This is a genomic window from Streptomyces sp. WM6372, assembly GCF_001279655.1.
Classification (GTDB): domain Bacteria; phylum Actinomycetota; class Actinomycetes; order Streptomycetales; family Streptomycetaceae; genus Streptomyces.
Genome location: NZ_LGDB01000200.1, coordinates 21,352 through 34,478, shown reverse-complemented (window position 1 = coordinate 34,478; position 13,127 = coordinate 21,352). Strand labels below are relative to the sequence as shown.

The window sequence follows — 13,127 nt, the reverse complement described above, 5'->3', positions numbered from 1 at the left end:
GCCGCTCGCCGCCCGCCGCCCACCCGGCGCCCGGCGGCGGTCATGCCGGTGGGCCGGAGAGGAGGAGGGCGAGGACCGGCAGGACCGCGTCCGCGCGCGACGGGTCCCCTGCGGGGGCGAAGCCCGCGGGGGCGCCGCCCGGTGCGGGTTTCGGCGAGCGGCCCCGGCGGACCAGCTCCCCCAGGCTCCGCTTGACGCCCGGCTCGTACGCCCCGAACGTCCGCCGCAGCAGCGGGAGTACGTCCGTGAAGGCCCTCTCCGGGACCCCGGCCAGCCAGGTGTCGATCAGCGCCAGCAGCCGCTCGTCATGGACGAGGAGCGTGCCGTCCTGCGCGAAGCCCTCTATCCAGCCCGCCGCGTCGGGCGGCGGCGCCGCCGGGGACAGGGCCAGGCCCATCAGGCGCGCCGTCTCGTCGGCCGGAAGGCGTCCGTCGTCCAGGAGCAGTCGGGCCGCCCGGCCGCGGATCAGCCCCGGCACCCTGTCCCGGCCGGCCAGCGCCCGCAGCACCGCCGACCAGCGCTCCCGCAGGCCGTCCTCGTCCAGCAGGCCGATCGCGCCGTGCACGGCGTCCACATGGCCCCGCAGTTCCGCCGCCGCCTCCGCCTCCAGACCCGCCGCGCACGCCGGCGGCAGCGCCACGCAGATCCGCTCCGCGAGCCCGCCCGCGACCGTGGCCAGCGCCGACGCGTTCGTCCCCCGTACGTCCCCGTACCGCAGCGAACGGGCCAGCGCCGGCAGGGCCTTGGCGAGGCGCGCCACGTCGGTGTCCAGGGCGGCCCGGTCCGCGAGGGCCCGCAGTACGGCGGGCAGTGCCCCGGACAGCCCGGCCAGCAGGCACCGCTCGGCCAGCGCCGTCACCTCGCCGAGCTCCGCGGCCCCGGCCGCGTCCGCCTCGGCCTTGGCGGTGGCGGCCGCCACGACCGTCGTGCCCCAGATCCCGGCTTCGGCGACCCGCACCGACAGCTCCGGCTCCCAGCGCAGCCGCCACGTCTCGCGGAAGGTCCCCGTACTCCCCCGCGAAGCCGCCGGTGCGCCCCAGTCGATGCCGAGCAGCCGCAGCCGGTGCAGCAGCACGGACTTCGCCGCGTCGGTCTCCTTGCGCAGGTCGAGTTCCAGCTCGCGCTCCCGCGCCTCGGCCTTGAGCCGCAGCGAGCGCTGCTGCCGGGTCAGGTCCCGCTGCAACGGGACCGCGGGGGCCCCGTCGGGGACTTCGCCGAGCACGTCCCCGACGACCAGACGGTCCTCGATCAGGGCGAGCGGCACGTCGGAGCCGTCGCACATCACCGCCCGGACCGCCTCCAGCGTCTCCGCCAGCCCGGGCAGGGGTCTTCCCCGCATCGCGGCCAGGGTCCCGGCCAGCCGGACCGCCTCGATGACGTGCGCCGGCGAGACCTGCCGGTCCTCCTCCCGGAGCAGCCCGGCGACCTTGGTCAGCCACCGCTCCACCGGCCGGTCCCGGGCCGCGAACAGGTGCGCGTACCAGCCGGGCGAGGTGATGCCCGCGCCGTACCCGCCGGCCCGGGCGAGCCGCCGGTGGGTCCACGGGACCCAGGCGGTCTCCACCTTGACCTTGGGGAGCCCGGTCAGCAGCGCCTTGTCCGCGGCCGCCGTGGTCCTCGCGCCCAGCGCCGGCACGTGCCAGGCCCCGCAGACCACGGCGTACGCGTCGCCGAACTCCCGGCGGGCGGCCCGCATCCGCTGGCGCATGTAGGCCTCGCGGACCCGGTCCCGGGCGTGGCCGCCGTCCCCGTAGGCCTCGCGCAGGGCCCCCATGGCCTCCCCGAGCGCCTCGAACGCGCCGAGCGGATCCGTCGCCCCCGGGCCGCGGTGTTCGACCACGTCCTCCCACCAGCGTTCGGGGTCGTCGTACCCGGCGGTCTCGGCCAGTACCGCGAGCGGATCCAGCCGTACGGAGTCGGAGTCGGAGCCGCCGTCCGGGTCAGGGTCGGGGGCCAGGTCCAGGTCCGGGCCGGGGTCCGGGGCGGGCCCGGGACCGGCGTCGGAACCGGCCGCTCCCCGGCCCGGCTCCGCGGCCAGCGTGTGCGCGGCGGGGAGGTCGATGAACCGGACCGGAACCGGTACCTCCTGCTCCTGCGCCCAGCGGATGGCGACCCACTCCGGCGAGAACGCGGCCAGCGGCCAGAACGCGGCCCTGCCCGGATCGTCGGCGGCGTGCGCGAGCAGGGCGACGGGCGGCCGCATCCCGGGATCGGCGGCCAGCGGGAGCAGTGCGTCCCCCTCCGGCGGGCCCTCGATCAGCACGGCCGCCGGACGGGCCGCGTCCAGGGCCGCCCGCACCGCACGGGCCGAGCCCGGCCCGTGGTGCCGTACGCCCAGCAGCAGCGGCCCCCGCCGCCCGGCGGCCGGCCCGCTCATGCCGTCACCTCCCGGCAGGCGCGGTAGAAGTCCTTCCAGCCGTCCCGCTCGCGCACCACGGCCTCCAGGTACTCCTGCCAGACGACCCGGTCGGCGGCCGGGTCCCGGACCACGGCGCCGAGGATCCCGGCGGCCACGTCGGACGGGCGCAGGACGCCGTCCCCGAAGTGGGCGGCCAGCGCGAGGCCTCCGGTGACCACCGATATGGCCTCGGCGGTGGACAGCGTGCCGCTCGGCGACTTCACCTTCGTACGGCCGTCGGCGGTGACCCCCTCGCGCAGCTCGCGGAAGACGGTGACGACGCGGCGGATCTCCTCCAGCCCCTCGGGCGCGGCCGGCAGGTCGAGGGCGCGGCCCATCTGGTCGACGCGGCGGGCGACGATGTCGACCTCGGCGTCGGCGGTGGCGGGCAGCGGCAGCACGACGGTGTTGAAGCGGCGGCGCAGCGCGCTGGAGAGCTCGTTGACCCCGCGGTCGCGGTCGTTGGCGGTGGCGATGAGGTTGAAGCCGCGCACGGCCTGCACCTCCTGGCCGAGTTCCGGTATCGGGAGCGTCTTCTCGGACAGGACGGTGATGAGGGTGTCCTGGACGTCGGCCGGAATGCGGGTGAGCTCCTCGACGCGGGCGGTCGAGCCCTCGGCCATGGCCCGCATGACGGGGCTCGGTACGAGGGCCTCCCTGCTGGGCCCGTGGGCGAGGAGGCGGGCGTAGTTCCAGCCGTACCGGATCGCCTCCTCGGGGGTGCCGGCGGTGCCTTGGACGAGGAGGGTGGAGTCTCCGCTGACAGCGGCGGCCAGGTGCTCGGACACCCAGGTCTTGGCGGTGCCGGGGACCCCGAGCAGGAGCAGGGCGCGGTCGGTGGCGAGGGTGGTGACGGCGACCTCGACGATGCGGCGCGGGCCGACGTACTTGGGCGTGATGACGGTGCCGTCTTCGAGGGTGCCGCCCAGGAGGTAGGTCGCGACGGCCCACGGGGAGAGCTTCCAGCGCGTCGGGCGGGGCCTGTCGTCGGCCGCCGCGAGGGCTTTCAGTTCTTCCGCGAAGGCGTCTTCGGCGTGCGGCCGCAGCGCGTCCGCGCCCTTGTCGTTCTCGGGCATGGTCATGGTCCCCCTCCAATGCTCGGCAGCCGTTCCCGACCGCTGGAACAACCGTGCACCATGCCACTGACAACACCCCTTCCCCACAACATCGTTGCAGGTCAGCGCGATTGTCAGTGGGGGTCTCTACGGTGGAACACATGACTGAGCAGGGGGTCCGCCCGACGGCGGAACAGGTACTGGCTCTGGCTCCTGACGATGCGTCGCGCACGGCGGGGGCCAAGCTGGGCAGGGCGGGTCCGTGGTCGCAAATCGGAGGTTCCGCTTCTGGTTTGGTGTGGGGGGTGTGCACGGGCAGCGGCAGCACGCCGTACCGGACGGTCGTGGACCTGACGGGCCCGGCGTACCAGTGCTCCTGCCCGAGCCGGAAGTTCCCGTGCAAGCACGCGCTCGGGCTGCTGCTGCTCCGGGCGGCGGAGGGGTTCGGCGAGAGCGCCGAGAGCGGCGAGGCGCCGGACTGGGCGGCCGAGTGGTCGGCGGGGCGGGCGGCGAAGGCCGCGCGGGCGGCAGCCGCGCCGGGCAGACCGGCGGACGCGGAGGCGGCGGGGCGCCGGGCCGAACGGAGGGCGGCCCGGATCGGCGCGGGGGTCGCCGAGTTGGAACAGCGGCTGGAGGACGTGCTGCGCAGCGGCCTGGCCGGCCAGCAGCGGGCGGGGTACGCGCCCTGGGAGGAGACCGCGGCGCGGATGGTCGACGCCCAGGCGCCGGGACTGGCGGCGCGGGTACGGGAGTTGGGGACGATACCCAGTTGCGGTCCCGGATGGCCCGCCCGGATGCTGGAGGAGGGCGCGCTGCTGCACCTGCTGAACCGGGGCTGGCTCGGTTTGGCGGGCCTGCCGGAGCCGCTCGCCGCGACGGTCCGGAGCAGGGTGGGGCTTCCGGGTCCGGCCGCGGAGGGGGAGGTCGTACGGGACCGCTGGCTGGTCCTGGCCCAGTACGACTCGGTGTCACCGGACGGCAGGCTCACCACCCGCCGGACGTGGTTGTACGGGCTGGGGAGCGGGCGCCCGGCCCTGGTGCTGGACTTCGGACCGCCTGGGCGGCCCCCGGAGCTGGCACTGCCCGTGGGACTGGCGGTGGAGGCGGAAGCTCGCTTCCGGCCCGGTACGGCGGGGCTGCGGGCGGATCTCGGGGAGAGGTCCGCGGCGGCCGCACCGAGCCGGGTCCCGGCCGGGGTCGGTACGGGGGCGGCGCTGGAGGCCTACGGGGCGGCGCTGCGGGAGGACCCGTGGCTCGACGCGTGGCCGGTGGTGCTGGGCCCGGTGATCCCGATACCGGGGGAACTGGGCTGGCAGCTGGCGGACGCGGAGGGCACCTCCGCGCTCCCGGTCACTCCGGCCGGTGGCGGCGGATCGCGGTCCGGGCTGTGGCAGCTGGCCGCGCTCTCGGGCGGCGGCCCGGTCACGGTGTTCGGCGAATGCGGACACCGCGGATTCACTCCGTTGACGGCGTGGCATCCGGGCTGCCCGGAACCGGTCGCCCTGGGGTGACGGGCCCTGGGGTGACTGGCCCGGGGGGCCGGGCCCGCCCTGAGCCGAAAGAGCACGGCCCAGTAGGGGAGGGAGCGTTGGCGCGGGGGCGCTGACGTGCACGAACGATGAAGCCGGGGGGCTTTTGTGAACGACAACCACGCAAGCTGAAGGGTCGACCGACGGGGCACGAAATCCGCTCCGGTCCCGCGGAGGGGGCGGGACCGGAGCACTGCACGACGAGAGGGAGGGGCACGGTGACCACGACGGGGACAGCACCGGGCGCGGCCGTGGGCGGCGGTTACGGCGAGTGGGAGGAGTTGGTCGGGGCCGCGGTGCTGGGGACCGCGCGGCGGCAGGGGGATCCGCGGGCGCTGCTCGATGCGGCGGCGGTGCAGACCGTACGGCGGCGGGCCGGGCTGCGGCCCGCCGAGGCAGGGCCGCGGCCGGAACCCGCGCCGCGGGATCCGCGACCGGCTCCCCCGGCGGCGGCCCGGCTGCGGCTCGCCCAGCTGCTGGCCGGCCGCACCGGCGCGGCCGGCGGCGGGCGCCGCGGGGCCGCACCGGACCTGACGGAGCTGCTGCCGCAGTGGCTGGCCGCCGCCGGGCGGCACGGGTACCGGGCACCGCACGCGCTGGTGCCGGCGCTGCTGGACGCGGCGCGGGCCCGTACGGACCTGCGCGCCCCGGCATTGGCCCTGACCGGGGCGCGGGGACTGTGGCTGGCCCGGCTGAATCCGGACTGGCGGTTCGCCCTGCGCGGCGGGGCAGGTGGCGCCGGGGAACCGCCCGATCCCGCGGATCGGGTGGGGGTGGAACGGCTGTGGCAGGAGGGGCTGTTCGCGGAGCGCGTGGCCCTCCTGGGCGCCGTGCGCGCGCACGAGGCGGCGGCTGCGACGCGGCTGCTGTCGACGACCTGGGCCACCGAGCGGGCCGAGGACCGGCTGATGTTCCTCGACTCGCTGCGGGTGGGCCTGACGGGAGGGGACGAGCCGTTCCTGGAGGCGGCCCTGGGCGACCGGAGCCGCAACGTCCGGGCGACGGCCGCCGAGTTGCTGTCCGCGCTGCCCGAGTCGGCGTTGGCCGGACGGATGGCCGAGCGGGCGCTGGCCTGTGTGGGGCCGCAGGGGGTGACTCCGCCGGCGGAGTGCGATGCGGGGATGCTCCGTGACGGGGTGGTCGAACGGCCGCCGGCCGGGCGCGGGGAGCGGGCCTGGTGGCTGGGCCAGCTGGTGGAGGCGGCGCCGCTGTCCTGCTGGCGGGCGCGGTTCGGGGGGCTGGGGCCGGCGGAGATCGTGGCGCTGCCGGTGGCCGGGGGCGAGAACTGGCGGGAGGAGCTGCACGCGGCGTGGTGCCGGGCGGCGGTGCGCCAGCGCGATCCGGCGTGGTCGAAGGCGCTGCTCGGCTCGGCGTCGGCGCCGCCCGCGACGGCCCCGGGCACGGCGTCGCTCGCGGAGCGGGCGAAGCTGCTGTCGGTCCTGCCGGACGGGGAACGGGCGCGGTGGGTCGCGGAGTTCATACGGGCCCACGGCCTCTCGGAGGCCTTCCAGCTGCTCGGGGTGTGCGTGGTGCCGTGGGCGGGGACGCTGGGGCGGGCGGTGGTGGACGCGCTGGACGCCGCGCGGGAGGCGGGCAGCTACCCGTGGAGTTTCAGCGGGGTGATGGGACTGGCCGAGCGCTGCCTGGATCCTGCGGAGGCGGAGCGGCTGGAGGCGGTGGTGGCGCGGGGCGCCGGTTTCGCCGACCCGGCGGAGGGCTCGTCCGGCGCCGCCGCGTACTGGGCCGAGGCCTTCCAGCGCCTGGTCGCCACCTTGCGCCTGCGCGCCACGATGCTCTCGGAACTCGCTCCCGCCTGACCGTCTCCGACCGTCGCCAACGGCCCGCGGCGCGGCCCGCTCGCGGCCGACCGCCGCCGGCACCCCGCCCCGATGGCCCGGGCAACCCCGCCTACCCGGCCGACCCTGGCAGGGGTCGGCGGGCCGGGCGACGGGGGCTACGCGGTGCGGACGTGGGCGCGGACCCAGTCGACGATCGACGTCGTCGTCGCGCCGGGAGTGAAGATCTCGGCCACGCCCTTGGCCTTCAGCGGGGCGATGTCGTCCTCCGGGATGATGCCGCCCCCGAAGACCTTGATGTCCTCCGCCTCGCGCTCCTTGAGGAGTTCCAGGACGCGCGCGAACAGCGTGTTGTGGGCGCCCGAGAGGATCGAGAGGCCGATCGCGTCGGCGTCTTCCTGGATGGCGGTGTCCACGATCTGCTCGGGGGTCTGGTGGAGGCCCGTGTAGATGACCTCCATACCCGCGTCCCGCAGCGCACGCGCGATCACCTTGGCCCCGCGGTCGTGGCCGTCGAGACCCGGCTTGGCCACCACCACACGGATCGGACCGGTCACACCCATCGCACTGCCTCCCGAGTGAACGAACGTTAAGTACAGCATCGCGCACACCCCCGTTTCACGGTCAACCACGAGGGGGAAATCACACGTGGGACGGCGTTGATTCACCGCCAGGGGAGCCGCACCGGGGGCGCCGCGCCACCGTACCGACAGCCGCACGGCACGGTGGCGCGGCCGACCGCGGCCCGAAGGCACATTCCGAAGGCGACGTCCCGGAAGGCTGAGGGGGGCCGTCGATGGGGGTGTCCATACCCGTACCCGTTTCCGGGGCCGCACTGCGGGCGGGCGTGCTGGAGGCAGTGGTCCTCGGCGGCCACCTGCTGCTCTACCCGACCGGGATACGGTCTGAGAAGCCCGCCGGGACACACGGAAAGGACCACGCTCGGCCGCCCGTGCTCCTGCTGCACGGGTTCACCGACAACCGGTCCGTCTTCATCCTGCTGCGCCGCACCCTCGCCGCGGGCGGACGGCGGCACGTGGAGACGTACAACTACTCCCCCTTCACGCGCGATCTGCGCGTCACCGCCCGCCACCTCGCCCGGCGCGTCGAGGAGCTGTGCGAGCGCACCGGACAGGAGCGGGTGGACCTGGTCGGGCACAGCCTGGGCGGTCTGGTCGGGCGGTACTACGTCCAGTGCCTCGGCGGCGGGGCCCGCGTGCGCACGCTCGTCACGCTCGGCACCCCGCATTCCGGTACGCGGGTCGCCCCCTTCATGGACGCCCACCCCCTGGTCCGGCAGATGCGCCCGGACTCCGAGGTGATGGCCGAGCTGCGGGCGCCCGCGCCCGGCTGCCGGACCCGATGCGTGGCGTTCTGGAGCGAGTTCGACGAGCTGATGGACCCGACCGAGACGGCCCGCATCGAGCACCCGGACCTCTACGCGGAGAACGTGCAGGTCACCGGCATCGGACACCTCGCCCTGCCCGCGCATCCCGCCGTCACGGCGGCGGTCCGGCGCGCGCTCGACGGGCCCGGCCCGGCCGCCCTCACGAGCCTCGGAGACACCGCTTCCGTCGCGTGAATGCCAACCCGCCGGAACTCGAACGGATTTCGAACTCAAGGCCAAGGCTCGGCCTTGCCGCGACCGAAAGACGGCCGAATGCCCGGTTCCGCAAAGCTCGAAACCCCTGGAAGATTGTCGTTGCCAGTAACCGCCGGGTACAGTCACGCCACTGCTCTCCCCAAGGAACCTCCCGTTCCCTGGCCACCCAGGCCCCCCACTGCCGAGGCGAAAGAGAAGTTGGTGAACGACCGCCCCTCGTCGGGCCTGTACCCCGATTCCGGGTACGACGGCCTTTCCAACACCACTTTCGCTGGTGACTCGCCCTACGTTTCCTACGAAACGCAGGGCCAGGGGTACGACTACTCCTCTGCCTACCCCTCGTACGAGACCGGCGCGTACGACTCCACCGCCTGGTCCACGCAGGACGGTTACGCACAGGACGGCGGCTACCTGTCGTCGATCCCCGCCCAGGGCGGCGTCCCCGAGGACGCCGGGACCGGAACCGGGCAGTGGGACGCGAGCGCCTGGAACCAGCAGAGCGGCAGCACCGACTACCAGGCCGCCGCCACCACCCTCGGCTACGAGCAGACCGGGCAGTGGGCGGTACCGGGTTACGGCACCACGGGCACCGAGACCGGTGCGTACGACGCCACCGCCTGGAACACGGTCCCGCAGCACGAGCAGCAGACCCAGACCTTCTCGTACGACCACCACCAGTACGAGTACCAGCGGCAGCACCAAGAGCCGGCCTACGGCTACGAGACCCCGGCCGCCGGCGTCTACAGCGAGACCGCCGTCTTCGAAGTCCTCGACACCGCGGACCCCGCCGAGGGCGCCGACAGCGCCGAGCCGGACTTCGGTCCCGGTCTCGACCTCGACCTCGATGCCGACCTCGCGGCCGACCCCGTGCACGACCTGCCCACCCAGGCCATGCCGGTCACCCCGGACGCCCCGCCCGCGCCCCGCGCCTCGCGCCGTGCCGGTGCCAAGACGAAGTCGGCGCCCGCCGCTGCCGCGGGCTCCCGGCGCCGCACCCCGGCGAAGCGTTCCGCCCTGCTGACCGTGGCCGTTCCCTCCGCCTGCGTGATGGGCGTCGCCGGCGTCGCGGCCGCCTCCGTCGGCGGACTCACCGGCACGGACAAGCCCGCCGCGGACACCACCACGATGGCCGCGCCCGACCCGGCCTCGGTGAAGCCCGTCGCGGCGAACAGCAAGCTCGACACCCAGCTGACGGCGCTCAGCGCCGACGCGGGCGACTTCGCGGACCGCGCGAGCCGCACGCAGGAGCGCATCGACCTGCGCCAGCGCCAGGAAGACGAGAAGAAGAAGAAGGCGGAGGAGGAGGCGGCCAAGGAAGCGGCCCGCCCCAAGTTCGCGATCCCGGTCGAACAGCACGGCCTCAGCGCCAGCTTCGGCCAGGCCGGCGGCATGTGGATGTCCGTGCACACCGGCATCGACTTCCCGGTCTCGTACGGCACCCCGGTCATGTCCGCCACCGACGGCACCGTGCGCACGCAGTGGAACAGCGCGTACGGCAACATGGCCATAGTGACCTCGCCCGACGGCACCGAGACCTGGTACTGCCACCTCAGCAGCACCAAGATCCGGTCCGGGAAGGTCAAGGCAGGCGACGTCATCGCCTACTCCGGCAACTCCGGCAACTCGACCGGCCCGCACCTCCACTTCGAGGTCCGGCCCGGCGGCGGCTCGGCGATCGACCCCCTGCCCTGGCTCCGCAGCCACGGCCTGGACCCGACCTAGCCGCGACCCGGGCCCGACCGGCCCGGGGACCGATACCGATCCCCGAACCGATTCCCCGGGCCCCGGCCCGCCCCCCTTACAGCTTCTGCACCGGCGCGTAGCGCAGCAGCAGGCGCTTCGGCTTGTCGTCCCCGAAGTCGACGGTGGCCTGCGCGTCCGCGCCGGCGCCCTTGACCTCCATGACCGTGCCCAGCCCGAACTGGTCGTGCGTGACCCGGTCCCCGACCGACAGCGCGATGACCGGCTTGTCGGCGGCCCGGCGCGTGGCGAACCCGGACGGCCCCGACTTCGTGCGCGACGAGGACAGGAACGCCTCCGGCGAGGTCCCGAACGTGGCCTTGCCGCCCCCCGAGCCGGAGGATCCGTACCCGGAGCCCGAACTCCGCATCGGGCCCGCCGGCTTCTGCGCCGCGCCCGTGCGCTTCCACTGCAGGTACTCGGCCGGGATCTCCTCCAGGAACCGCGACGGCGGGTTGTAGGAGGGGGTGCCCCACGCGCTGCGCATGCTGGAGCGGGTGAGGTACAGCCGCTCGCGCGCCCGCGTGATGCCGACGTAGGCGAGGCGGCGCTCCTCCTCCAGCTCCTTGGTCTGGCCCAGGGCCCGCATGTGCGGGAAGACCCCGTCCTCCATGCCGGTCAGGAAGACCACCGGGAATTCGAGGCCCTTGGCGGTGTGCAGGGTCATCAGCGTGATGACGCCCGAGCCGTCCTCGTCCTCGTCCGGGATCTGGTCGGAGTCGGCGACGAGCGCGACCTGCTCCAGGAACTCCGCGAGCGTGCCACCCGCGGCGCCGGCCGCAGACGCCCCGGTGTCCTCGCCGCGCGCCTGCTCGAACTCCAGGGCCACGGCCGCGAGTTCCTGGAGGTTCTCGATGCGCGTCTCGTCCTGCGGGTCGGTCGAGGCCTGGAGCTCGGCGAGGTAGCCCGTACGCTCCAGCACCGCCTCCAGCACCACCGCCGGGCCCGCGCCCGAGTCGACGATCGTGCGGAGCTCCTCCATCAGCACGTTGAACCGCTTCACCGCGTTGGTCGAGCGCGCGGCCATGCCGAACGCCTCGTCCACGCGCCGCAGCGCCTGCGGGAAGGTGATCTTCTCGCGCATCGCGAGCGCGTCGATCATCGCTTCCGCGCGCTCGCCGATGCCGCGCTTGGGTACGTTCAGGATCCGGCGGAGCGGGACGTTGTCCTCGGGGTTCGCGAGGACGCGGAGGTACGCGAGGATGTCCCGGACTTCCTTGCGCTCGTAGAACCGGACGCCGCCGACGACCTTGTACGGGAGTCCGACGCGGATGAAGATCTCCTCGAACACGCGCGACTGCGCGTTCGTCCGGTAGAAGATCGCGACGTCGCCCGCCTTGGCGTCCCCGGCGTCCGTCAGCCGGTCTATTTCGTCGGCGACGAACTGCGCCTCGTCGTGCTCGGTGTCCGCGACGTAGCCGGTGATGACGGCGCCGGTGCCGGCCTGGGTCCACAGGTTCTTGGCGCGGCGGTTCTCGTTGCGCTCGATGACCGCGTTGGCGGCGGAGAGGATCGTCTGCGTGGAGCGGTAGTTCTGCTCCAGCAGGATCGTCGTCGCGTCCTTGTAGTCCTCCTCGAACTGGAGGATGTTGCGGATGGTCGCGCCGCGGAAGGCGTAGATCGACTGGTCGGCGTCACCCACCACGCACAGCTCGGCCGGCGGCAGGTCCGGGTAGCCGGTGCCGACGAGCTCGCACACCAGCGTGTACTGGGCGTGGTTGGTGTCCTGGTACTCGTCCACCAGGACGTGGCGGAAGCGCCGCCGGTAGTGCTCGGCGACGTCCGGGAACGCCTGGAGCAGGTGGACGGTCGTCATGATGATGTCGTCGAAGTCGAGCGCGTTGGCCTCGCGCAGCCGCCCCTGGTACATCGCGTACGCCTGGGCGAGGGTCTTCTCGAAGCCGTCGGCGGCCTGCCCGGCGAACTCGTCCTCGTCGATGAGCTCGTTCTTGAGGTTCGAGATCTTGGCGTTGAAGGCCTTGGGCGGGAACTTCTTCGGGTCCAGGTCCAGGTCGCGGCAGACGAGGGCCATCAGGCGCTTCGAGTCGGCCGCGTCGTAGATCGAGAAGGACGAGGTGAACCCGAGGCGCTTGGACTCGCGGCGCAGGATCCGGACGCACGCGCTGTGGAAGGTGGACACCCACATGGCGTTGGCGCGCGGGCCGACCAGGCCCTCGACGCGCTCCTTCATCTCGCCGGCGGCCTTGTTGGTGAAGGTGATCGCGAGGATCTGGCCGGGGTGGACGTTCCGCGCGGCCAGCAGGTGGCCGATGCGGTGGGTCAGGACCCGGGTCTTGCCGGAGCCGGCGCCGGCCACGATGAGCAGCGGGGAGCCGGCGTGCACGACGGCCGCGGCCTGCTGCTCGTTCAGCCCGTCCAGGAGCGTCGCGGGGTCGATGACGGGCCTGGGGGCGCCGTCCCGGTAGTACGCGTCGCCGCGCCCCCCGCTGTCGACGGGCGCGTCGAACCGGCCCCCGAAGAGATCGTCCGCGCCCTCCTCCGGGGCGGGGTGATCCTCGGGCGGCGGGGGGACCTCGTCGGAGGGGGAGAGGTCCGCCAGGAAACTGTCGTCAAAGAGGCTGCTCATCGCTTTCCGAGTCTAGAGGTCGGGACCGACACGCCAGGACGAGTTCCAGGAGACCGGGGAAGCGCAGTTCCAGATCGTCGCGGCGCAGCGCGAGGTAGAGCTTGCGGCCTTGCGGGCGCTGGCAGATCACCCCGCCCTCGCGGAGCGTCTTGAGGTGGTGCGTGACGCTCGATCGGGGCAGGTCAGGCACTACCTCGCCGCAGAACGTCTCCTCGCCGGAGGCGAGCTTGCGGACGATCTCCAGGCGGACGGGGTGCCCCAGGGCCGCGAGCACCTCGGCCAGGTCGAGGTCCTCGGCGCAGGGGTGGGTCAGCTCGGCAGCGGCAGGCATGCCCTCACTGTACGCAGATCTCGTACGGACATTGCCAGATCGTTCGAAGATCTCGTACAGTCGAGAGCGCCGCGACCGTACGAAATAT

Annotated in this window: 9 protein-coding genes; 4 read left to right on the top strand and 5 right to left on the bottom strand. The window is 74.1% G+C overall.

Annotated features, from left to right (window positions below; all coding sequences use genetic code 11):
• Positions 1 to 40 precede the first annotated feature (40 nt).
• Both ADK52_RS24545 and ADK52_RS24540 read right to left on the bottom strand, forming a co-directional pair.
• Positions 41 to 2,377 carry a DUF5682 family protein gene (locus ADK52_RS24545; protein WP_053692007.1) on the bottom strand — a complete coding sequence of 779 codons (2,337 nt, stop codon included), beginning with the start codon at positions 2,375 to 2,377 and terminating at the stop codon, positions 41 to 43.
• A complete protein-coding gene (locus tag ADK52_RS24540; protein ID WP_053692006.1) occupies positions 2,374 to 3,480 on the bottom strand; it encodes an ATP-binding protein in 1,107 nt (368 codons plus the stop codon). Before ADK52_RS24540 ends, ADK52_RS24545 begins: the two co-directional genes overlap by 4 nt.
• A 134-nt stretch (positions 3,481 to 3,614) precedes the next feature.
• Between ADK52_RS24540 and ADK52_RS24535 the strand changes: the two genes are divergently transcribed.
• Positions 3,615 to 4,964 carry an SWIM zinc finger family protein gene (locus ADK52_RS24535; protein ID WP_053692005.1) on the top strand — a complete coding sequence of 450 codons (1,350 nt, stop codon included), beginning with the start codon at positions 3,615 to 3,617 and terminating at the stop codon, positions 4,962 to 4,964.
• 107 nt (positions 4,965 to 5,071) lie between these two features.
• Positions 5,072 to 6,799 (top strand): DUF5691 domain-containing protein, encoded by a 1,728-nt coding sequence (locus ADK52_RS24530; protein ID WP_234344209.1) that lies wholly within the window; start codon positions 5,072 to 5,074, stop codon positions 6,797 to 6,799.
• A 137-nt stretch (positions 6,800 to 6,936) separates the two neighbouring features.
• Here the strand turns inward: ADK52_RS24530 and ADK52_RS24525 are convergent, their stop codons facing one another.
• Complete coding sequence (locus ADK52_RS24525) at positions 6,937 to 7,341, bottom strand: cobalamin B12-binding domain-containing protein (protein WP_030154817.1); 405 nt, start codon at positions 7,339 to 7,341, stop codon at positions 6,937 to 6,939.
• 233 nt (positions 7,342 to 7,574) lie between these two features.
• Here ADK52_RS24525 and ADK52_RS24520 point away from each other — a divergent pair, with 233 nt between their 5' ends.
• Both ADK52_RS24520 and ADK52_RS24515 read left to right on the top strand, forming a co-directional pair.
• Positions 7,575 to 8,360, top strand: coding sequence for an esterase/lipase family protein (locus ADK52_RS24520; RefSeq protein WP_053692003.1), 786 nt, complete (start codon positions 7,575 to 7,577; stop codon positions 8,358 to 8,360).
• A gap of 78 nt (positions 8,361 to 8,438) precedes the next feature.
• On the top strand, positions 8,439 to 10,103 hold the full coding sequence (locus tag ADK52_RS24515) for a M23 family metallopeptidase (RefSeq protein WP_078988570.1): 1,665 nt from the start codon (positions 8,439 to 8,441) through the stop codon (positions 10,101 to 10,103).
• Positions 10,104 to 10,179: 76 nt separating this feature from the next.
• On the opposite strand, the gene pcrA is transcribed toward ADK52_RS24515, so the two are convergent.
• The gene (pcrA, locus tag ADK52_RS24510; RefSeq protein ID WP_053692001.1) at positions 10,180 to 12,708 is read right to left on the bottom strand and encodes a DNA helicase PcrA; all 2,529 of its coding nucleotides are present in this window, start codon (positions 12,706 to 12,708) and stop codon (positions 10,180 to 10,182) included.
• Complete coding sequence (locus tag ADK52_RS24505) at positions 12,692 to 13,039, bottom strand: ArsR/SmtB family transcription factor (RefSeq protein ID WP_053692000.1); 348 nt, start codon at positions 13,037 to 13,039, stop codon at positions 12,692 to 12,694. Before ADK52_RS24505 ends, pcrA begins: the two co-directional genes overlap by 17 nt.
• Positions 13,040 to 13,127 lie beyond the last annotated feature (88 nt).

Coding starts and splice junctions, on each gene's coding strand:
- ADK52_RS24545 (WP_053692007.1), bottom strand. CDS start 2,377: ATGAGCGGGCCGGCCGCCGGGCGGCGGGGGCCGCTGCTGCTGGGCGTA.
- ADK52_RS24540 (WP_053692006.1), bottom strand. CDS start 3,480: ATGACCATGCCCGAGAACGACAAGGGCGCGGACGCGCTGCGGCCGCAC.
- ADK52_RS24535 (WP_053692005.1), top strand. CDS start 3,615: ATGACTGAGCAGGGGGTCCGCCCGACGGCGGAACAGGTACTGGCTCTG.
- ADK52_RS24530 (WP_234344209.1), top strand. CDS start 5,072: ATGAAGCCGGGGGGCTTTTGTGAACGACAACCACGCAAGCTGAAGGGT.
- ADK52_RS24525 (WP_030154817.1), bottom strand. CDS start 7,341: ATGGGTGTGACCGGTCCGATCCGTGTGGTGGTGGCCAAGCCGGGTCTC.
- ADK52_RS24520 (WP_053692003.1), top strand. CDS start 7,575: ATGGGGGTGTCCATACCCGTACCCGTTTCCGGGGCCGCACTGCGGGCG.
- ADK52_RS24515 (WP_078988570.1), top strand. CDS start 8,439: ATGCCCGGTTCCGCAAAGCTCGAAACCCCTGGAAGATTGTCGTTGCCA.
- pcrA (WP_053692001.1), bottom strand. CDS start 12,708: ATGAGCAGCCTCTTTGACGACAGTTTCCTGGCGGACCTCTCCCCCTCC.
- ADK52_RS24505 (WP_053692000.1), bottom strand. CDS start 13,039: ATGCCTGCCGCTGCCGAGCTGACCCACCCCTGCGCCGAGGACCTCGAC.